Origin of the sequence: Streptomyces hyderabadensis, assembly GCF_020404845.1 — a bacterium.
GTDB lineage: Bacteria > Actinomycetota > Actinomycetes > Streptomycetales > Streptomycetaceae > Streptomyces > Streptomyces hyderabadensis.
In genome coordinates this window covers 24,743-44,666 of sequence record NZ_JAIOJZ010000026.1, presented here as the reverse complement: position 1 = coordinate 44,666, position 19,924 = coordinate 24,743, and the positions used below count along the sequence as shown (strand labels likewise).

The 19,924-nt window shown below is 73.4% G+C and carries 17 protein-coding genes and 2 tRNA genes; 2 read left to right on the top strand and 17 right to left on the bottom strand.

The window, feature by feature from the left end:
• Window positions 1-98 precede the first annotated feature (98 nt).
• From holA to leuS, 8 genes are all read right to left on the bottom strand, one after another.
• Window positions 99-1,088, bottom strand: coding sequence for a DNA polymerase III subunit delta (gene holA, locus K7854_RS20820; RefSeq protein ID WP_226028053.1), 990 nt, complete (start codon window positions 1,086-1,088; stop codon window positions 99-101).
• Between the two features lie 102 nt (window positions 1,089-1,190).
• The gene (locus K7854_RS20815) at window positions 1,191-1,436 is read right to left on the bottom strand and encodes a hypothetical protein (protein WP_226028052.1); all 246 of its coding nucleotides are present in this window, start codon (window positions 1,434-1,436) and stop codon (window positions 1,191-1,193) included.
• Between the two features lie 63 nt (window positions 1,437-1,499).
• Window positions 1,500-2,381: a YceI family protein gene (locus K7854_RS20810; RefSeq protein ID WP_226028051.1), complete on the bottom strand. Its 882-nt coding sequence runs from the start codon at window positions 2,379-2,381 to the stop codon at window positions 1,500-1,502.
• A gap of 165 nt (window positions 2,382-2,546) precedes the next feature.
• Window positions 2,547-5,198 (bottom strand): ComEC/Rec2 family competence protein, encoded by a 2,652-nt coding sequence (locus K7854_RS20805; protein WP_226028050.1) that lies wholly within the window; start codon window positions 5,196-5,198, stop codon window positions 2,547-2,549.
• Window positions 5,195-6,262, bottom strand: a complete 1,068-nt coding sequence (locus K7854_RS20800) for a ComEA family DNA-binding protein (protein WP_226028049.1) — start codon at window positions 6,260-6,262, stop codon at window positions 5,195-5,197. The genes K7854_RS20805 and K7854_RS20800 overlap by 4 nt, the downstream gene beginning before the upstream one ends.
• Before the next feature lie 138 nt (window positions 6,263-6,400).
• On the bottom strand, window positions 6,401-7,246 hold the full coding sequence (locus K7854_RS20795; protein ID WP_226028048.1) for a DegV family protein: 846 nt from the start codon (window positions 7,244-7,246) through the stop codon (window positions 6,401-6,403).
• Between the two features lie 122 nt (window positions 7,247-7,368).
• Entirely contained in the window at window positions 7,369-8,106 is a 738-nt protein-coding gene (locus K7854_RS20790; RefSeq protein WP_226028047.1) for a hypothetical protein, read from the bottom strand.
• A gap of 187 nt (window positions 8,107-8,293) precedes the next feature.
• Window positions 8,294-11,188: a leucine--tRNA ligase gene (leuS, locus tag K7854_RS20785; protein ID WP_226028046.1), complete on the bottom strand. Its 2,895-nt coding sequence runs from the start codon at window positions 11,186-11,188 to the stop codon at window positions 8,294-8,296.
• A 538-nt stretch (window positions 11,189-11,726) separates the two neighbouring features.
• Here leuS and K7854_RS20780 point away from each other — a divergent pair.
• Window positions 11,727-12,977 carry a ferric reductase-like transmembrane domain-containing protein gene (locus tag K7854_RS20780; RefSeq protein ID WP_226028045.1) on the top strand — a complete coding sequence of 417 codons (1,251 nt, stop codon included), beginning with the start codon at window positions 11,727-11,729 and terminating at the stop codon, window positions 12,975-12,977.
• A complete protein-coding gene (locus K7854_RS20775; protein ID WP_226028044.1) occupies window positions 12,974-14,584 on the top strand; it encodes an NADH-quinone oxidoreductase subunit NuoF family protein in 1,611 nt (536 codons plus the stop codon). Before K7854_RS20780 ends, K7854_RS20775 begins: the two co-directional genes overlap by 4 nt.
• A gap of 54 nt (window positions 14,585-14,638) precedes the next feature.
• Here K7854_RS20775 and K7854_RS20770 read toward each other — a convergent pair.
• The 9 genes from K7854_RS20770 to K7854_RS20730 form a co-directional block, all read right to left on the bottom strand.
• A tRNA-Ala gene (locus tag K7854_RS20770) sits at window positions 14,639-14,711 on the bottom strand.
• Window positions 14,712-14,836: 125 nt separating this feature from the next.
• Window positions 14,837-15,070, bottom strand: a complete 234-nt coding sequence (locus tag K7854_RS20765; protein WP_003976229.1) for a hypothetical protein — start codon at window positions 15,068-15,070, stop codon at window positions 14,837-14,839.
• 378 nt (window positions 15,071-15,448) lie between these two features.
• Window positions 15,449-15,521, bottom strand: a tRNA-Ala gene (locus tag K7854_RS20760).
• 108 nt (window positions 15,522-15,629) lie between these two features.
• Window positions 15,630-16,301, bottom strand: coding sequence for a histidine phosphatase family protein (locus tag K7854_RS20755; RefSeq protein WP_226028043.1), 672 nt, complete (start codon window positions 16,299-16,301; stop codon window positions 15,630-15,632).
• Entirely contained in the window at window positions 16,298-16,744 is a 447-nt protein-coding gene (rsfS, locus tag K7854_RS20750; RefSeq protein WP_226028042.1) for a ribosome silencing factor, read from the bottom strand. Before rsfS ends, K7854_RS20755 begins: the two co-directional genes overlap by 4 nt.
• Before the next feature lie 91 nt (window positions 16,745-16,835).
• Entirely contained in the window at window positions 16,836-18,608 is a 1,773-nt protein-coding gene (locus K7854_RS20745; RefSeq protein WP_226028041.1) for a LytR C-terminal domain-containing protein, read from the bottom strand.
• A gap of 16 nt (window positions 18,609-18,624) precedes the next feature.
• Entirely contained in the window at window positions 18,625-19,329 is a 705-nt protein-coding gene (gene nadD / locus K7854_RS20740) for a nicotinate-nucleotide adenylyltransferase (RefSeq protein WP_226028040.1), read from the bottom strand.
• A 59-nt stretch (window positions 19,330-19,388) separates the two neighbouring features.
• Entirely contained in the window at window positions 19,389-19,556 is a 168-nt protein-coding gene (locus tag K7854_RS20735; RefSeq protein ID WP_202559784.1) for a hypothetical protein, read from the bottom strand.
• A 142-nt stretch (window positions 19,557-19,698) separates the two neighbouring features.
• Window positions 19,699-19,860 carry a hypothetical protein gene (locus K7854_RS20730; protein ID WP_205350983.1) on the bottom strand — a complete coding sequence of 54 codons (162 nt, stop codon included), beginning with the start codon at window positions 19,858-19,860 and terminating at the stop codon, window positions 19,699-19,701.
• Between the last annotated feature and the right edge of the window lie 64 nt (window positions 19,861-19,924).

Here is a 19,924-nt window from a genome sequence, read left to right as displayed (position 1 = left end):
ATCCAAAGGCCCCGGTGGGCCGTCCTTCCCCAGGACGGACGCCGGGGCCTTCGGTGTGCGCCGCTGTGCGACCCGGGTCACGCGCGCCGCGACCCGGGTTACGCGCGTCCCCGGGAACGCGCCGCCCGCGCGATGGTCACCACGGCCTTCTCCAGGGCGTACTCGGGGTCGTCCCCGCCGCCCTTCACCCCCGCGTCGGCCTCGGCCACGGCGCGCAGGGCCACGGATACGCCGTCCGGGGTCCAGCCGCGCATCTGCTGCCGGACGCGGTCGATCTTCCAGGGCGGCATCCCCAGCTCGCGGGCGAGGTCGGCGGGGCGTCCGCCGCGGGCGGAGGACAGCTTGCCGATGGCCCGTACGCCCTGCGCGAGCGCGCTGGTGATCAGCACCGGTGCCACCCCGGTCGCCAGCGACCAGCGCAGCGCCTCCAGCGCCTCCGCCGCGCGGCCCTCGACCGCGCGGTCGGCGACCGTGAAGCTGGAGGCCTCCGCCCGGCCGGTGTAGTACCGCCCGACGACCGCTTCGTCGACGGTCCCCTCGACGTCGGCGGTCAGCTGGGAGACCGCGGAGGCCAGCTCCCGCAGGTCGCTGCCGATCGCGTCGACCAGTGCCTGGCACGCCTCGGGCGTGGCCGACCGGCCGGCCGTACGGAACTCGGAGCGCACGAAGGCCAGCCGGTCGGCGGGCTTCGTCATCTTGGCGCAGGCCACCTCGCGCGCGCCCGCCTTGCGGCCGGCGTCGAGCACGCCCTTGCCCTTGGCGCCGCCCGCGTGCAGCAGGACGAGGGTGATCTCCTCGGCGGGTGCGCCGAGGTAGGCCTTGACGTCCTTGACCGTGTCGGCGGACAGGTCCTGCGCATTGCGTACGACCACGACTTTGCGCTCGGCGAAGAGCGAGGGGCTGGTCAGCTCGGCGAGGGTGCCGGGCTGCAGCTGGTCGGGGGTGAGGTCGCGTACGTCCGTGTCGGCGTCGGCGGCCTTGGCGGCGGCCACCACCTCCTGCACGGCACGGTCGAGCAGGAGGTCCTCCTGGCCCACGGCGAGGGTCACCGGGGCGAGAGGGTCGTCGTTCGCAGTCTTCCTGGCCATCGCGACAAGCATCGCACGCACCACTGACAACGCCGGTCGGGTACTGCCGGTCGGGTACTGCCGGTCGGGTACTGCCGGTCGGGTACTGCCGGTCGGGCGGCGCTACGGCTCCTCGCGCCAGCCCTCCCACTCCGCGGCGAACGCGTCCAGCTCACCGGGGTCCAGCGCTTCCCGCTCGTCGTGCAGGACGACCAGCCACTGGGCGTCCTCGGCGTCGTCCTCACCGGCCAGGGCGTCCCGGAGGATGCGCGGTTCCTCGTCGGTCCCGAACCGCTCCCCGAGCGCCTGGGCGGCCTCCTCCGCGGCATCGCGGTCCGGCAGCACCAGTACATGTCTCACGTCGCTCACGGGAGCCATTGTCGGTCAGCCCCTGGGCCGGTCAGACCCTGGGCCGGTCAGCTCCTGGGCCGATCAGCCCTTGGGCACGATCTGCACGTCGAGGTCGATGCGGATGCTGGGGCCGACCACGGCGATGCCGCGGGCCAGCATCGTCTGCCAGCTCACCGTGAAGTCGTCGCGGTGCAGCTCGGTGGTGGCGCGGCAGGCCGCTCGCGTCTCGCCCTCCATGCCGTTGCCGAGCCCGAGGTACTCGGTGTCCAGCGTGACCGTGCGCGTCACACCGTGCAGGGACAGCGCGCCGGTGACAGCCCACCGGTTGCCGCCGCGGTGCGTGAACCGGTCGCTGTAGAACTCCAGGGTCGGAAACCGCTCCACGTCCAGGAAGTCGGCCGAGCGCAGGTGGTCGTCGCGCATCTTCACATTGGTGTCGATGGAGGCCGCGTCGATCACGACGTGCATCGCGGACTGCTGCATGTCGTCGGCGATGCGCACCGCGCCGGCGAAGGAGTTGAACCGGCCGTGGATCCGGGCCAGCCCGATGTGCCGCGCGGTGAACGCGATCGAGGAGTGCGCGGGCTCGATCTCCCAGTCGCCCGACGCGGGCAGCTCCGGCGGCTGGGCCACCTGCAGCGTCACGTCCCCGAGCGAGGCCAGCGAGTCCTCGACGACCGTCGCGGAGGCGCGGTACGGGGTGTACCCCTCGGCGGACACGGCGAGCCGGTACTCGCCCGCCGGGACCGTCGCCACGAACGATCCGAAGGGGTCCGTACCGCCCCCGACCACCTTGCGCCCCATGGCGTCGCTGACCGTGAACTCGGCGCCCGGCACCGGATCGTTGACGGGGTCGAGGACGCGGCAGCTCAGCACTCCCGCGGCCGGCGGGGTGCGTACCGCCGCCAGGGGACCCGTCCGTTGCATCCGCTTAGTTCGGCTTCCCAGCAAGCGGCCGATCATTTGCGACACCCTCTGCACGACATGAGAAAACTAGTTGACGGAGAAACATTCGATCACCGATGTGGCATTCGAGGCAACACGGGACCACATCGCGGGAAACCGTCACATGTGCTGGGAGTGGACAGAAGCGGCCCCGTGGGGTGAGCACGAGGGGCATGACGGTCCTCACTCCCCTGCCACCCGCAGCTCCTTCCCCGTACCGGCGACCGCCACCGCCCCGTCCCGGTCCGTGCGCAGCAGCGTCGCCCCCTGGGCGCGCAGGGCCGCGAGCGTGCCGGATGCCGGGTGGCCATAGGTGTTGTCCTCACCGCAGCTGATGAGCGCCAGCCGGGGGGCGAGTCGGCGGAGGAACGCGAAGTCCTGGTGGGCCGAGCCGTGGTGGGCCACCTTCAGCACGTCGACGCCCTCCAGCGCCGCTGCCGCCGGGGAGCGGGCCAGCTCCCGCTGGGCCGGGGGCTCCAGGTCGCCGAGGAGGAGCAGACGCAGGCCCGCCGTCCGGACGAGGAGGGTGACGCTGGCGTCGTTGGGGCCGCCTTCCGTGCCCGGTGCGGGGGTGGCCGGCGGGCTCGGCGGGGGCCAGACCACCTGCCAGGACAGCGGCCCGGAGCGCCGCCGCTCACCGGCGGCGGCGTGGCGCAGGGGGATCCGCCCGGCCGCCGCCTGCCTGCGGACGAACTCGGCCTGGTCCGCCGGTTCTTCGAGGCCGGTCGTCTCGATCGCGCCGACCGAGCGGCCCCGCAGCACCCCGGGCAGCCCGGCCACGTGGTCGGCGTGGAAGTGGGTCAGCAGCACGAGCGGGACGCGGGTGACGCCGAGCGAGCGCAGGCAGTGGTCGACCAGGTGCGGGTCGGGGCCCGCGTCCACGACCACGGCAGTCCCCTGTCCCGCCGCCAGGACCAGCGCGTCGCCCTGGCCCACGTCGCACATCACCATCCGCCAGCCCGGCGGGGGCCAGCCCTTGATCACCCGGGCCAGCGGGGGCGGCTGCGTCACCACGAGGACCAGCAGCAGGGCGCAGAGCCCGCACCACCAGGGGTGCCGCACCAGTCGTCGGCCGGCCAGCAGCACGCCCACCGTGACGAGGGCGAGCAGCGCCGCACCGGCCCAGCCGCCCGGCCAGTCCAGGCCCGCACCGGGCAGCGCCGCCCCGGTGCGCGCGATGCCCGCGATCCACTCGGCCGGCCAGCCCCCGCACCAGGCCAGGCTCTTGGCCGGCGGCATCGCCACCGGCGCCGTCGCCAGGGCCGCGAAGCCGAGCACCGTGGCCGGGGCCACCGCGAACTCCGCCAACAGGTTGCACGGCACCCCCACCAGACTCACCCGCTGCGACAGCACGACGACGACCGGTGCGCACACGGCCTGCGCGGCACCCGCGGCGGCCAGCGCCTCCGCGAGCCGGGGCGGCACCCGGCGCCGGCGCAACGCCGCGCTCCACCGTGGAGCGATGGTCAGCAGGGCGCCCGTGGCCAGGACGGAGAGCAGGAAGCCGTAACTGCGGGCCAGCCAGGGGTCGTAGAGGACCAGCAGCAGGACCGCCGTCGCCAGAGCGGGCAGGAGTGATCTGCGGCGGCCGGTGGCCAGCGCGAGCAGGGCGACGGAACCGAACGCCGCCGCCCGCAGCACGCTCGGGTCGGGGCGGCACACGACGACGAAGGCGAGCGCGAGCACCGCGCCGAGCAGCGCGGTCGTCCGCAGACGCAGGCCGAGGCGGGGTGCCAGGCCTCGGCGCTCGGCCCGCGGGGCCAGGCCCGGCGGGCCGAGGAGCAGCGCGAGCACGATGGTGAAGTTGGCGCCGGACACGGCCAGCGTGTGGGTCAGATCGGTCTCCTTGAACGCCTCCTCCAGCTCCGGCGTGACGCGCGCGGTGTCGCCGACGACCAGTCCGGGCAGCAGCGCCCTCGCGTCCGCCGACAGGTCCTCGGTCGCCGCGCGCAGGCCGGCCCGCAACCTCCCCGCCAGCCGTTGCGCCGCCGAGGGCCCGGCGAGCGACTCCGGCGGCCGTGGGCCCGCCCGTACCCGCAGCACCGCGGCGATCCGGTCCCCGCCCTTCCTCGGGGGTGACAGCCGGGCGGTGACCCGGAGCCTCGTGGTCGGCAGCAGCTTCAGCCAGCGGGCGGCGGGTGCGGGCCCCGTGCGGGACCGCGCGCCCTGCTCGCCGACGTCCACGAGTACGAGGACCGGCGTCCGGGTCGTCACCGCCGTCCCGCCCGCCTCCGTCACCCGCCGCACGTCGGCCTCGATCAGCACGGTGGGCGGCACCGCACGGTTGCCCCGGACCCGCGGCCGGGTGAGGCGGGGGTCGCCCGTGACCTCCACCTCCGCGGTGACCGTGGCGTACCTCCGCGCCAGCTCCGGCACCGGCCCCCTCCGCGGGTCCGCGCCGTACAGCGCGGCCGAGGCGGCGGACGCGGCGACGCACAGCAGCAGGGCGACGGCCACCGGTGCCCGGGGCCGTCCGCGCCTCGGCGCCGACAGCAGGGCCCCGGCCAGGAGCAGGGCGCCCGTCACCACGCCCACCGCCCAGCCGGTCGGCACGTCCAGCACCAGTGCCGCCGTCGCCCAGGCAGCGAGGGCCGGCGGCACCAGGCGCAGGTCCGCGGGGCCCTCCTGCCGGGGGCGGGCCGCGCCCAGCCGGTGGCCGGACGCGGCGTGCACGCCGGCGCGCGGGCGCCTCGTACGGGGCTCCCCCGGCCCGCCGCGCCCCTCCGGCCGGTCGTCCCCGCCCGGCCGGTCCTCCGCGCCCGCGCCCGGCCCACTTGGCCCGCCCGGCCCGCGCAGTCCGTCGGGCCGGTCCGCGTGCCTCACGTCCGCGCTCATGGCCGCACGAGGTCCCGCAGGTCGGCGAACCGGCGCTCGCCGATGCCGTTGACCTCGCGCAGCTCGTCCACCGAGCGGAAGCCGCCGTGCTCGGTGCGGTAGTCGATGATGTGCTGGGCGAGGACCGGGCCGACGCCCGGGAGGGTGTCGAGCTGGTCGGCGGTCGCCGTGCCGAGGGAGACCGGTGCCGCTGGGCCCACCGCTCCCGGTGCCCCCGCCGGGGCAGGGCCCGCGCCCGGCGCGGGCGCCGGGGCCGGGGCCGTCGCTCCGACGATCACCTGCTCGCCGTCCACCAGGAAGCGGGCGCGGTTCAGCCCGTCGGTCTTCGTGCCGGGTCGCACGCCCCCGGCGGCTCGCAGGGCGTCCGCGACGCGGGACCCGGCCGGGAGGCTGTGGACGCCGGGTTTGCGGACCTTGCCGCCGACGTCCACCACGATCTCGGGCCCGGCCGTGGCCGTCGGCGCGGCCTTGGCCCCGGGCTCGTCCCCCGCCTCGCGGTCTCCGGCCGTCGGCCCCGGTGTCCCGGCCCCGTACGCCCCCGCCTCCCGCACCACCTCGGGTGCCGCCACCGGCTGGGTGCGGCCGGACCAGAAGTGCTGCACCGCGAAGACCGCCGCCACGAGGAGCAGCATCGAGAGCGCGGCCACGCTGCGCCGCTCCAGCCCGCACCGGGTCTGCAGCCACAGCGGCATCCGCTCCCGCAGTGCCTGCCCGGTCCGCTCCCGCCAGGCCGTCGTGGTGCCGTCGGACGGACCCGTGCCGGTGTCCGTGTCGCCGAGACCGTCGGGACCGCCGAGGCCGTCGGGGCCGGGCGACGGCGGGCCCTTCCCCGGCCCGTCCGGCAGCTCGTCGGGGCCGGCCCGCCCGGCGCGCTCGCCGAACAGGGCCTCCGCCCTGCGCCGCAGCTCCTCCGGCGGCGCGGACCGGCGTCCGTGCCGGGCATGGGAGCGGGGGCGGGCGTGGGAGCCGGGTGCGCGGCGGTGGGCGAGGCGGCCGTCGGAGGCCGGGGCGCGGCCCGGGCCACTGGTCGCGGACGTGCTGCGTGAGCGTGATCGAAGAGCCATGCGACGAGGATCGGGCAGCCCGGCACCCTCGCGATGATCATGGTCAATTCCCGGGGACTACCCACGGGTTGTGGAAAACTCCGCCCCTCCAACGAGTGACCCGGCACGGCGACGCGGCGCGGCGAACCCGGCACGCCCTCATCGCGTCGAGACCACAACCCCCAGCAGCCCCGGCCCCGTGTGTGCGCCGATCACCGCGCCGACCTCGCTCACATGCAGGTCGGCCAGCCCGGGCACCCGCTCGCGCAGGCGGTCCGCGAGGGCCGTGGCCCGGTCGGGGGCGGCGAGGTGGTGGACGGCGATGTCGACGGGCGCGCCGCCCGCCCGGTCGGCGGCGATCTCCTCCAGCCGCGCGATGGCCTTGGACGCCGTCCGGACCTTCTCCAGGGGTTCGATGCGGCCGCCCGCCAGCTGCAGCAGCGGCTTCACGGCGAGCGCGGAGCCGAACAGCGCCTGGGCAGCCCCGATCCGGCCGCCCCGGCGCAGATAGTCGAGGGTGTCGACGTAGAAGTAGGCGGAGGTGGCCGCGGCGCGCTTCTCCGCGGCCGTGACCGCCTCGTCCACCGTGCCGCCGGCCTCCGCCGCCTCCGCGGCGGCGAGCGCGCAGAATCCGAGGGCCATCGCGATCATCCCGGTGTCCACCACCCTGACCGGTACGGCGGCCTCACGCGCCGCGACGACGGCCGCGTCGTGGGTGCCGGAGAGCTCGGCGGACAGGTGCAGGGAGACGATGCCGTCGGCGCCGGACTCGGCGATCCGGCGGTAGGTCTCGGCGAAGAGCCGGGGACTGGGGCGGGAGGTGGTGACCGGCCGGCGTTTCTGCAGGGCCTGGGCCAGCGACCGGGTCGAGATCTCGGTCCCCTCCTCCAGGGCCCGGTCGCCCAGGACGACGGTCAGGGGTACCGCGGTGATGCCGTGCCGCTCCATCGTCCGGGCCGGAAGGTAGGCCGTTGAATCCGTGACGATAGCGACATGGCGGGACATGAGCTGGAGGTTACCTGGCGTAGTGCCCGTACGGCAGTCCGGCCCCGGCGACCGGGCGTTCACAGCGCCCCGGCCGGGCGGCCGAGCGGCCGGACCGGGCGGCTCGGGTGGGGCCGGTCAGGTCAAGTCGTGCTCTCCGGACGGGCCTTCTTCTGCCAGGGGTACACGGGGCGCGCCGCGGGCGGGGTGATGGCGGGGCGCGTGGCGTCCGCCTCCGCCGGGTCCTGGGCGGGCGGATCCGGCCAGGTCTGCCGGCTGGACGGGGCGTCGGCGGAGGGGGCCTCGGGCCAGGACGGCGGTGCGGCGGCGGGCTCCGTTTCCGTCCAGTGCCGCAGCGCACCGGCCTCCACGTCGATCTGCGCGCTGAGCGAGTCCAGGTCGTCGTCCGCGAAGCGGCGGGCGCGGTCGCGGGCCGCCCAGCGCAGGGCGTCCGCCGACCGGGTGATGCGCTCGGTGCGCTCGCGCAGTGCGGGCAGGCGCTCGGCGAGGGTGGCCCGGTCCGGCTCGGACTCCAGCCGCCGCAGCTCGGCGTCCAGCTCGAAGCCGTGCGCGCTGAGCCGCTCGAAGAGGGCGAGCGACTCCTTGAGGGACTCGTCCTCGGCCACGCGCGCGTGCAGCGCGTCCTGCGTGGCCCGCATGGAGGTGCGCAGGGTCAGCCGCAGCTGCGCCAGCTCGGCCGCCGGGCCCACCTGGACGAGGGACTTGGCCCGCAGGGTGTGGTCCTCGACGGTGCGGCGGGCCTGGGTGATGCCGCGGTCCACACTGCGCTTGGCGGCGCCGACGGCCTTCACCGTGGCGTAGACGCCGAGCACCACGGCGAGCAGGAAGAGCAGGGCGAACACGGTGAGCGCTGCTTCCACGAGGCTCCTCCTTCGGACGTCCGGTCCGCGCACCGGCGGTCCACGGCGCTGGTCGCGCCGCTCTTCCACGGTAAACGCAGCGGGCAGGCCCAGGGTTCCGCAAGAACCCCGAACCTGCCCGTACCGGACCCGGGGCCGGCCCCTAGGGGACGCCCCGAAGCGCCTCCCGCCCGGCCCCGGTCACCGGCTACGCCGGCACGATGTTCACCAGCTTCGGCGCCCGCACGATCACCTTGCGGATCCCCGCCCCGCCCAGTGCGGCGACGACCTTCTCGTCGGCCAGCGCGGCCTTCTCCAGGTCGTCCTCGGAGATGCCGGGTGCGACCTCCAGCCGCGCCTTGACCTTGCCCTTGATCTGGACGACGCAGGTCACGGTCTCGTCCACGACGTAGGCCGGGTCGGCGACCGGGAAGTCCTCGTGGACCACCGAGGTCTCGTGCCCCAGCTTGCGCCACAGCTCCTCGGCGACGTGCGGGGCCAGCGGCGCGACCAGCAGCACCAGCCGCTCGGCGACCGACCGCGGGACCGGGCCCCCGACCTTGGTCAGGTGGTTGTTCAGCTCGGTGACCTTGGCGATGGCGGTGTTGAACCGCATGCCCTCCAGGTCCTGCCGTACGCCGTCGACGGCCTTGTGCAGGGCGCGCAGGGTGTCGGTGTCGATGTCGGCCTCCGCGACGTCGGCCACGGACAGCTCGCCGGTGTTCTCGTCGACGACGTTGCGCCACAGCCGCTGCAGCAGCCGGAACTGGCCGACCACCGCGCGGGTGTCCCACGGCCGGGAGACGTCCAGCGGGCCCATCGCCATCTCGTACAGGCGCAGGGTGTCGGCGCCGTACTCGGCGCAGATCTCGTCGGGGGTGACCGCGTTCTTCAGGGACTTGCCCATCTTGCCCAGCAGCCGGGAGACCTTCTCGCCCTGGTAGTAGTAGGCGCCGTCGCGCTCCTCCACCTCGGCGGCGGGCACCGCGATGCCCCGGCTGTCCCGGTAGACGTAGGCCTGGATCATGCCCTGGTTGAACAGCTTGTGGAACGGCTCGGCCGAGGACACGTGCCCCAGGTCGAACAGCACCTTGGACCAGAAGCGCGCGTACAGCAGGTGCAGCACGGCGTGCTCGGCGCCGCCGACGTACAGGTCGACGCCGCCGTGCGGCAGGCCCTCGCGCGGGCCCATCCAGTACTGCTCGATCTCGGGGTCGACCAGCCGCTCGCCGTTGTGCGGGTCCAGGTAGCGCAGCTCGTACCAGCAGGAACCGGCCCAGTTGGGCATGGTGTTGGTCTCGCGGCGGTACTTCTTCGGCCCGTCGCCCAGGTCCAGGGTGACGTTGACCCAGTCCTCGTTGCGGGACAGCGGGGTCTCGGGCTCGGTGTCGGCGTCGTCCGGGTCGAAGGTGCGCGGGGAGTAGTCCTCGACCTCGGGCAGCTCCAGCGGCAGCATCGACTCGGGCAGGGGGTGGGCGATGCCGTCCTCGTCGTAGACGATCGGGAAGGGCTCGCCCCAGTAGCGCTGGCGGCTGAACAGCCAGTCGCGCAGGCGGAAGTTGACGGTGCCCTCACCGGCGCCGGTGCGCTCCAGCCACTCGGTGACGCGCTCCTTGGCCTCGACGACGCCCAGACCGTCCAGGGAGACGTCCGCACCGGAGGAGTTCACGATCTTGGCATCGTAGGAGGCGAACGCCTCGTCCCACGTCGACGTGTCGGTGCCGCGGCCGTCCGTCGGCTCGACGACGCACCGGACGGGCAGCTCGAAGGCGCGCGCGAACTCGAAGTCGCGGGTGTCGTGCGCCGGGACGGCCATGATCGCGCCGGTGCCGTAGCCCATCAGTACGTAGTCGGCGATGAAGACCGGGACCTGCTCGCCGTTGACCGGGTTGGTGGCGTACGCGCCGATGAAGACGCCGGTCTTGTCCTTGGCCTCGGCCTGCCGCTCGACGTCGGACTTGGCCGCGGCCTGCGCGCGGTACGCGGCGACGGCCTCGGTCGGGGTGGCGTGGCCGCCGGTCCACGCGTCGCGCGTGCCCTCGGGCCAGGCGTCCGCGGTGAACTTCTCGACCAGCGGGTGCTCGGGCGCCAGCACCATGTAGGTCGCGCCGAACAGGGTGTCGGGGCGGGTGGTGAAGACGGTGATGCGCTCGCCGTCGACGGGGAAGTCGACGCGGGCGCCCTCGGAGCGGCCGATCCAGTTGCGCTGCTGCAGCTTGATGGCCTCGGGCCAGTCCAGCTGGTCCAGGTCGTCCAGCAGCCGGTCGGCGTAGGCGGTGATGCGCATGTTCCACTGGCGCAGCTTGGCCTTGAAGACGGGGAAGTTGCCGCGCTCGGAGCGGCCGTCGGCGGTGACCTCCTCGTTGGCCAGCACGGTGCCCAGTCCGGGGCACCAGTTGACCGGCGCGTCGGAGGCGTAGGCCAGGCGGAACTCGCCCAGCACGTCGGCGCGCTCGGTCTCGCTCAGGGTGTTCCAGGCGCGCCCGGGGTGGCCCGGGACCGCCCGCTCACCGGAGGCGAACTGCGCGACCAGCTCGGCGATCGGGCGGGCCTTCTTCGCCTCGTCGTCGTACCAGGAGTCGAAGATCTGCAGGAAGATCCACTGGGTCCACTTGTAGTACTCGGGGTCGATCGTGGCGAACGACCGGCGCTTGTCGTGGCCCAGGCCCAGCCGGCGCAGCTGGCTCTGCATGTTCTTGATGTTGGCTTCGGTGGACACGCGCGGGTGCGTGCCGGTCTGCACGGCGTACTGCTCGGCGGGCAGGCCGAAGGCGTCGAAGCCCAGGGTGTGCAGGACGTTGTGGCCGGTCATCCGCTGGAAGCGGGCGAAGACGTCGGTGGCGATGTAGCCCAGGGGGTGACCGACGTGCAGGCCCGCACCGGAGGGGTACGGGAACATGTCCATGATGAACTTCTTGGGCTTGGCGACCAGCTCCGGGTCGCCCGCCAGGTCGCCCTTGGGGTTCGGCGCGGCGTACGTCCCCTCGGCGTCCCAGAAGTCCTGCCAGCGTGCCTCGATCTCGGCGGCCATGGCAGCCGTGTAGCGGTGCGGCGCGGTGTCCGCCGACACAGGGGCGGTCGCCGCGGGGTTCGTCTCGCTCATGATCCTCAAAGCTCCATCGATCGTCTCTGCCAGCGGCTGCGACATTCAAGACCAGCGGCTGCGATTGCCGGGAAATGAAAAATCCCCTCGCACAGGAGGGGACGCCGCGCCGATTCCGGCCACCGGACTACGACCGGGGTCGGGACTGATCAGCGCGGCTCGCTAAGCAGAAGGCGTACGGCACGCATGGCGTCAGGGTACCGCAGTCGCCGATCGGGCCGCGACGGGCTCCCGGCCCACCTCCGCACGACCGGAATCCGGGGCCCGGGATCCGGAAACCGGGACCGCTCCTGAACCAAGGTCAAAGGTTACTTCGCGTAACGACCGCTAAGGGACACCAGCACGAGCGCGCTGTCATTTGATAACAACGCAATAACTCAAACCTCCTACCCACGGGTATGGCGCCACTTAGAGTGCGGCAGCGGGACCGCTTTCCCGAACCGCTCGGAGTCGCCCCCATGAACCCTCCCCCGATCCACCCCCGCCACGCCGGCTCGCCGCCTCCCCTCACGTCCCTGACGTGGGGAGGTCCGTCGTCATGACGAACGACAGCACGGTGGACGACACCTTCGCCCAGTTCCTGAACTTCGGCGCCGGCGTCCTCTCCCTCGTCTTCCTCAGCTGCTCGGTGATCTGGGGCCTGCTCGCCCAGGACCGGATCGTCCTCGACACCCGGCAGCGGATCCTGGCCCAGGCGGTGCACCGGACCACCGCGGTCGCCTCGGTCGTCTTCCTGCTGGTGCACATCGTGGTCAAGCTGGTCCTGGACCACACCACCTGGGTCGCCGCGGTCCTCCCGTTCGGGCTCCTGGCCACCGAGGACGAGGCGTTCGGCGGCCGGGCCGTCCTCATCGGCTTCGGCACCCTGGCCAGCATGCTCATGATCTTCGTGGGGGTCACCGGAGCCCTGCGCAACCGCTTCGCCTCCCCCGCTCCCGTGGCGGCCCGCTGGCGGGCCATGCACATGCTGGCCTACCCGGCGTGGTGCCTGGCCCTGCTGCACGGGCTCTACGCGGGTCGCGCGGCGAAGCCGGTCTTCGTGGTCCTGTACGCCCTCTCCGTGGTCGGCGTGATGGCGGCCCTGGCCCTGCGCGCGGCGCCCCGTCCGGTCAAGCGCAGGGTCGCCGACCGGATCGCCGGTCTCCTCGGGTCCGGGGAGCGGCCCGCCCGCGAGGAGCAGGCGGCGGGCCCCGAGCGGGACACCGCGGCGGCCCTGCCGGGCTACGGACGCGCCGGGGCGCCGCCCTCGCGCGGCACCGCCCGGTCCGCCCCGCTGTACGAGTCCGCGGAGCGGCTCACTCCCCCGGAGCCCGCGAGCGGCTTCGCGGCGGCCTACCGCGCCGTCTCCGGCCCCTCGGGCAGGCGCCGGCCGCCGCTGACCGCCGACCCGGGCACGTCCGCCCCGCCGCCGGACCTGCGGCCCACCGAGGCGATGCCGGTCGTGGACGGCGGCGGCAGCACCTCGGGCAGCTGGCCCGTACCGTCGCCGCCCCCGGTCGGTGAGGCGCCGCCGTCGGCCTACGACCCGCTCAACGACACCGGCCACACCATCCCCGTCTACGGCACCGCGGACGCACAGGACCACTCCGCGCCGTACTCCTCGGGCTACGGCTCGAGTGACGTGTACGACACCCGTGAGACGAACGCGGTCTACGACACGTACTACCCCAGCGACACGTACAACAGCGGTCCCGCCCCTGAACCAACCCCCGGTGTGCCGTCGTCCCACGACTTCGACGCACCGGGTTCCGGTGAACCTTGGAACACGCCTTCCGGAGGCCTGAAGTGAACGAGGCCCTGCCCGACGTCCCAGAGGTCCGCGTGGTCGGGCTTCCCCAGCTCACGTCGGGTTTCGACCTTGTCGAGCGCCTGGATCTGCCGATGCACCTCAAGGTGCACGGTCCGCTCGAACCGATGGGCGGGGAGCAGCTCGCGCAGCTCTCCGAACGCATCAACCTGAAGGGCCGCGGCGGCGCGGGCTTCCCCTTCCACAAGAAGCTGCGTTCGGTCGCCGAGGCGGCGATCAAACGCGGCGTACGGCCGGTGGTGGTCGTCAACGGCAGCGAGGACGAACCCGCCTGCCGCAAGGACACGGTGCTGATCAACCGCGCCCCGCACCTGATCCTGGACGGCGCGCTGCTGTGCGCCGAGGCCATGGGTGCCCGCACGCTCGTGATCGGGGTCACCCGCGAGTCCACCCAGCGCTCCATGGAGGCCGCCCTCGCCGAACGCGGCCTGAGCAACGGCCGCCGGTCCGCCCTCCGCGCGCGCGTGCAGCGCAACCCGGTGCGCATGGTCACCGGTGCGGCGGCCTCGCTGATCCGCTCCATCGACGGCGGCCCGGCGATCCCGCCCGGCCGCAAGGTGAGCGCCTCCAGAAGCGGCGTCGGCGGCGCCCCGACCCTGCTGTCCAACGCCGAGACCTTCGCCCAGCTGGCCATCGCCGCCCGCATCGGCCCGGAGCGCTACGGCAACACCGGCCTGTACGACGAGCCGGGCACCGTGATGCTCACCGTCTCCGGCGCGGTGGCCCGGCCGATGGTGATCGAGGTGCCGACGGGCGTGCCGCTGCGCTACGTCCTCCAGCTGGCCGGCGCGCCACCGGTGCCGCAGGGCGTGCTGACCGGCGGCTACCACGGCAAGTGGATCGACGCGGCGACCGTCGACGAGGCGATCGTCTCCCGCAACTCGCTGCAGCAGGTGGGCGGCTCGCTCGGCGCGGGCGCGATCCTGCCGATCAGTCAGGACACCTGCCCGCTGGGCGAGTCGCTGCGGGTGGCGCAGTGGCTGGCCGAGGAGAGCGCGGGCCAGTGCGGGCCCTGCTACCTGGGCCTGCCGGCCGCCGCGCGGGGCCTTGAGGACATTCTCAACGGCGGCGGCCCGGCCGCCCTGGAGGCGGTCAAGCAGGTCGCGCGGAACGTCAAGCGGCGCGGCGCGTGCTCGCACCCGGACGGCTCGGCGATGTTCCTGGAGTCGACCGTCACGGCGTTCACGGACGACCTGGCCGCCCATGTCCTCGGCAACGGCTGCGGCCGGCCGGTGGCGGGCGTCCTGCCGCTCTTCGAGGGCGGCAGGGCCCCGACCGGCGTCCCGGGCGGCGGGGAGGAGAACGGTCCCAGCCGCCAGAAGATCTACGTCGACTGGACGCTGTGCCGGGGGCACGGGCTGTGCGCGGACATCCTCCCGGAGGTCTTCCAGCTCGGCGCCGACGGCTTCCCGACCGTCGCGCAGGCCGAGGTGCCGCGCTTCGCGGAGGCCAAGGCGGTGCGGGCGGTGCGCCGCTGCCCGGCGCTGGCGCTGCGCATCGAGGAGGACACCCGCGGGCAGGCGCCGTCCTCGCGCGGCAACCTGCCGGTGCTGTCCCAGGGCCGCGGCCGCCGGGCGCTCGGCCGCTGAGCCATGAACGGCGAAACCCCCCGGATCGGAGATCCGGGGGGTTTCGGTGAATTGTGGAGCTAAGGAGAATTGAACTCCTGACCTCCTGCATGCCATGCAGGCGCTCTACCAACTGAGCTATAGCCCCTTGCTTCGCTCCGCCCGGTTTCCCCGGCGGCGACGCCAACATTACACGGTCCACCGGGCACAACACCAAATCGTTTCCGCTTTGCCCGTTTTGCCCTCTTGTGGGACCGTCACCCGCTGACCGCGTCAGGCCGTCACGAACGAGTAGAAGCGTTTGAGCGTGCAGTGCTCCTCCAGCAGCCGGCCGTAGATCGGCTCGCCCTCGAGTTCGCGGTACGTCTCGATGGGGTCGCCTTTTATGATCAGCGCCCGCGCGCATTCCTCGCACCAGTACTGGTAGTCCGGGTTGACCGGCTCCATGTCGCGCACGATGGGCGTGCCGCTGCCGCACCAGTCGCACTTCCGCCTGTGTGCACCCATCGATCAGCTCCAGCTGTGGCCGCAGGCCGTGCACACGTAAGAGATTCCGCCGTTGTCGCCGAGGACTTGGGCCACATGACCGGAACCGCAGGAAGGGCAGCTGAGGCGGGTGACCGTGTTCCGTGCCACCGCTCCGCCGAGGAGGTGACCGACCTCCTCGAGGATGCTCCCAGGCATCACCACTCCCTCCCGTCGGGCCGCGGTCCCCTTCCGGCCGTTTGATTCTGCCACGGCCGGGCCGACCCGGTCAGCGACGCCTCAGTACCGTTCCGGACACGGAGTTCCACCGACGTATACGCCTGTGGGACGCGGGTTGCTCAAGCGGACGCAGACGAAAAATCCCGCCCCCCGAAGGGGACGGGATTCGTCCGTGGGCTGTGGAGCTAAGGAGAATTGAACTCCTGACCTCCTGCATGCCATGCAGGCGCTCTACCAACTGAGCTATAGCCCCTGGTGCCACGCGACCCGGGCCGCATGGTCCTTCTTCTCGTCCGCTCCGCTCGGCGGGGCGAACAAGAAGAACTTTAGCCTGCGACCTGCCGGAAAGTGAAATCGTCGGTCAGACGTCGTCGCCGAGCACCGGTTCCGGCAGGGTGCCGGCGTTGTGCTCCAGCAGGCGCCAGCCGCGGGCGCCCTCGCCCAGGACCGACCAGCAGCAGTTGGTCAGGCCGCCGAGGCTCTCCCAGCTGTGCGGCTCCAGGCCCAGCAGGCGGCCGATGGTGGTGCGGATCGTGCCGCCGTGGCTGACCACGACGAGGGTGCCGTCCTCGGGAAGCTTCTCGGCGTGCCGGAGCACCACGGGGGCGGCGCGGTCGGCCACCTCGGTCTCCAGCTCGCCGCCGCCGCGGCGCACGGGCTCGCCGCGCTTCCAGGCCGCGTACTCGTCGCCGTGCCGGGCGATGATCTCCTCGTGGGTCAGGCCCTGCCAGACACCCGCGTAGGTCTCCCGCAGGCCCTCCTCCAGGGTCACCTCGAGACCGGTGAGCACGGACAGCTCGGCGGCCGTGTTCGCGGCGCGCGCGAGGTCGGAGGCGACGATCGCGTCGGGCCGCAGGTGCACGAGCAGCCCGGCCGCACGGCGGGCCTGGGCGACGCCGGTCTCGGTCAGCTCGACGTCCGTGCTGCCCTGGAAGCGGCGCTCCACGTTCCACGCGGTCTGGCCGTGCCGCCACAGGATGACCCGGCGGCCGCGGCCCGGCCTGCCCGCCGTCACCTCGCCGGTGGCGCTCACCGCCAGTCCTCGTCGGTCCGGGTCGCCTCCTCGGCGGCCTGGAGCCGGGCGTGCTCCTCCGCCTTGCCGCGGGTCTCCTTGGCGTCGGCGGGCAGCTCCAGCTCGGGGCAGTCCTTCCACAGGCGCTCCAGCGCGTAGAAGACGCGCTCCTCGCTGTGCTGGACGTGGACGACGATGTCGACGTAGTCGAGCAGGACCCAGCGGGCCTCGCGGTCGCCCTCGCGGCGCACCGGCTTGGCGCCCAGCTCCTTGTTCAGCCGCTCCTCGATCTCGTCGACGATCGACTTGACCTGGCGGTCGTTGGGCGCGGAGGCCAGCAGGAAGGCGTCCGTGATCGACAGCACGTCGCTGACGTCGTAGGCGATGATGTCGTGCGCGAGCTTGTCGGCCGCCGCCTGGGCGGCGGCGTTGATGAGTTCGATGGAGCGGTCGGTCGCGGTCACTGCCTGGCTTTCGGGTCGGCGGTCGGTTGACCTCAAGGGTCTCACGACCGCCGACACGGGCCCATGTGAAAAACGTCCGCCCCCGCGGCCCCTACGACGCCGGCTTGTAGTCCTGGCCGAGCACGACCGACACCCGCGCGTTCGCGGAGACCTTCCCCTGGGAGACGGCGTCGGTGGACAGGCCCAGGGTCTTGGCGACCTGGACGGCGTTCTCCTTGTCGGCGGCCTCGGCGTAGACGACCTTCGACGCGGCCTCGGTGCCGGAGGCGGTGCCGCCGGACACGAAGGTGAAGCCGCCGTTGAGGAGGACGACGCGGGCCTTGCCGGCGCGGTCCTCGACGCCGGTGGCGTTGCGGACCCAGACGCTGACGGCCGCGTCCTTGTCGGGGCTCTTGGCGGTGCCGCCGAGGACGTCCTTGACGACGCTGTCACTGGCCTCGGCGCTCAGCCCGCCGTCGTCCTGGACGGGCAGCAGCGCGGTCTTGAAGTCGCCGCCCTTGGCGCGGTCGGAGAGCCCGGCGAGGAAGGTGCCGAGGTCCTTCTCGGTCAGCGGCGGGTCGAGGATCAGCCCGAGGGTCTGGACGGTGGTCGTCGCGCCCTGCGGGTCGGAGGACAGCTTGCGCAGCACGCCCTGCATGACCTGCCCGAACCGCTGCAGCGGGGCGTTGGCGTCCTCGCCCTTGCCGCGGTAGGTGGCGTAGGCGACGGCCATCTTGCCGCTGAGGGTCTGGCTCTCGCCCTTGTGCACGAGGGGGGCGGCGCCCTTGTCCTTGGACTCCGGGTCGGGCACGTCGGCGTCGGTGTCGACGTCGATGTTGCCGACCAGGTCGACGAGGATCTGGAGGTAGGGCGTGTCCAGCCGCCAGGTGCCCTCGATCTCAGTGCCGAGGGCGGAGTCCAGGGCGGTGCGGGTGGCGTCGGGGCCCGCGTCGTCGACGGACTTGGCGAGCGTGGTGGTGCTGCCGTCGTCGCCGGTCAGCGCGAGCGCGTTGGGCACCAGCACGGCGGTGCCCTGCTTGGTGGTGGTGTTGTTCACCAGCAGCGCCGTGGAGGTGCCGCCGCCCTTGGTGTCGTGCAGGTGGACGGCGATCACGTCGCGCTTCTGGGCGCCCGCCGCCGTCGTACCGCCGCTCTTGTCGTCGGAGGAGGACAGGCCGGGCAGCTTCCCGGCGTACCAGAGGTAGCAGACGCCGCCGACCGCGACCAGCGCCAGGACGACGACCAGGGCGACGACACGTGTGCGGGCGCGCCGCCGGGCCTCCTCGCGGCGTTCGGTGCGGTTCTCCGTGAACTTCATCCAGTCGATGACGTCCTCGGAGTCGCCGGTCGGCTCCTCGACGAAGGCGAACTGCTCGGTCCGGTAGTCCCCGCCGGGTCCGGCGGCCTCGGCGGGGTCGGTGCGCTCCCGCTCCTCGGGCGGGCCCGCCTGCTGCGGGATGTGCGCGGTCTGCTCGGCGACCCGGGGCTGCGGACCGCTGGTCGCGGCCCGGCCGTAGGGGTCGTACGCCGGCTGCGCCGGCTGCTGCCCGGTGTCGTAGCCGCCCTGGGTGCCGTAGGGGTCGTAGGGCTGCTGGACGGGCTGCCCGCTGCCGGTGGCGTACGGGTCGTAGCCGTAGCCCTGCTGCCCGTACTCCTGCTGGGTGTACTCCTGCTGCCCGTACTGCTGCCCCGGCTGCCCGTACTGCTGCGCCTGCTGTCCGTACTGCTGCCCCTGCTGCTGCGCGTACGGGTCGTACTGCTGCGGGTGGCCGGGCTGGGCGTGGCCCGGTCCCTGGGCCTGGCGGTACACCGGGCGGCCGTACTCGTCGTAGCCCACGAGTTCGTACTGGTCGTCGCCGTGTCCCGCGTCGTATCCGTCGTTCACCGGTGCCCCTCTCGGCTCACTCGCCGCGGTACAGGTGGCGTTTGTCGATATAGCGCACGACGCCGTCGGGCACCAGGTACCAGACGGGATCGCCCTTGGCGACTCTCGCACGGCAGTCCGTGGAGGAGATGGCGAGGGCGGGGACCTCGACGAGCGAGACGCCGCCCTTGGGGAGCCCGGCGTCCGTGAGGGTGTGGCCCGGCCGGGTGACGCCGATGAAGTGGGCGAGCGAGAACAGCTCCTCGCTGTCGCGCCAGGTGAGGATCTGGGCGAGGGCGTCGGCGCCGGTGATGAAGAACAGGTCCGCGTCCGGGTTGAGGGCGCGCAGGTCGCGCAGGGTGTCCACGGTGTAGGTGGGGCCGCCGCGGTCGATGTCGATGCGGCTGACGGAGAACTGCGGGTTCTCGACGGTCGCGACGACCGTCATCAGATAGCGGTCCTCGGCGGCGGAGACCGCGCGGTGGCTCTTCTGCCACGGCTGCCCGGTCGGCACGAACACCACCTCGTCGAGCTGGAACTGCGCGGCGACCTCGCTGGCGGCCACGAGGTGGCCGTGGTGGATCGGGTCGAAGGTGCCGCCCATGACGCCCAGGCGTCGCTTGCCCGGCGACGGGCCGTCGCCCGGACCGTTGACCGGGCCGGTGGCGCGGGCGGGCACCGCGTTCTGCGTGCCGCGCGCCGGCGCGTGCGCCGGGCCGGTAGGCGTCTCGTGCTCTCCCATGCGAGCAGACCCTACCGGCCCGCCCGGAGCGACCCGGTCGCGCCCACTCGGCGGTGCGCTCAGCGGTCGCGGTTGAACCGGGTGGTGATCCACAGCAGGAGCATCAGGATGACGAACGCGCCGATGCCGGTGACGTAGGGGCTGAGGCTCTCGTGGTTGCCGCCGTGCTCCTCGCCGCCCTCGGCGGCGAGGGTGGCGAACTGGGCGGCGCTGAGGGGAAGGCTCATCTTCGGCAGGACCTATCCGGTGTGGGCGGGACAAGACGTCCGCTCATCGTATGCGGGCGCCCCGCGGGCGATCACGCCGACTCCGCCGTTGGGGCCGGGACGGCGCCGGGGCGTGGCGGGTCCGGGGAACCTTCGGATCGCCTCAGTCGTCCTTCTGCTTGTACCCCCGCAGCAGGAACCACGCGGTCAGCACGCAGCCCACCACCATGACGATCAGGACGATCCGGAGCAGATTCCCCGGCCCCTGCTGCTCGGCGGCGGTCGCGGCCCCGGCGAGCCAGTCGGCGTGGGGGATGTGCTGCATGGCGTGGACTCCTTAGACGTACTGCCCGTCCACGGTATCTCCGCCTAGGCTGGGCCCGGCTCGG

What these genes read in the sequence shown, in the direction of transcription:
- K7854_RS20800 (WP_226028049.1), bottom strand. Translation starts at nt 6,262, where the DNA reads ATGGCTCTTCGATCACGCTCACGCAGCACGTCCGCGACCAGTGGCCCG.
- K7854_RS20765 (WP_003976229.1), bottom strand. Translation starts at nt 15,070, where the DNA reads ATGGGTGCACACAGGCGGAAGTGCGACTGGTGCGGCAGCGGCACGCCC.
- K7854_RS20805 (WP_226028050.1), bottom strand. Translation starts at nt 5,198, where the DNA reads ATGAGCGCGGACGTGAGGCACGCGGACCGGCCCGACGGACTGCGCGGG.
- K7854_RS20735 (WP_202559784.1), bottom strand. Translation starts at nt 19,556, where the DNA reads ATGAGCCTTCCCCTCAGCGCCGCCCAGTTCGCCACCCTCGCCGCCGAG.
- holA (WP_226028053.1), bottom strand. Translation starts at nt 1,088, where the DNA reads ATGGCCAGGAAGACTGCGAACGACGACCCTCTCGCCCCGGTGACCCTC.
- nadD (WP_226028040.1), bottom strand. Translation starts at nt 19,329, where the DNA reads ATGGGAGAGCACGAGACGCCTACCGGCCCGGCGCACGCGCCGGCGCGC.
- K7854_RS20810 (WP_226028051.1), bottom strand. Translation starts at nt 2,381, where the DNA reads ATGATCGGCCGCTTGCTGGGAAGCCGAACTAAGCGGATGCAACGGACG.
- leuS (WP_226028046.1), bottom strand. Translation starts at nt 11,188, where the DNA reads ATGAGCGAGACGAACCCCGCGGCGACCGCCCCTGTGTCGGCGGACACC.
- K7854_RS20795 (WP_226028048.1), bottom strand. Translation starts at nt 7,246, where the DNA reads ATGTCCCGCCATGTCGCTATCGTCACGGATTCAACGGCCTACCTTCCG.
- K7854_RS20730 (WP_205350983.1), bottom strand. Translation starts at nt 19,860, where the DNA reads ATGCAGCACATCCCCCACGCCGACTGGCTCGCCGGGGCCGCGACCGCC.
- K7854_RS20780 (WP_226028045.1), top strand. Translation starts at nt 11,727, where the DNA reads ATGACGAACGACAGCACGGTGGACGACACCTTCGCCCAGTTCCTGAAC.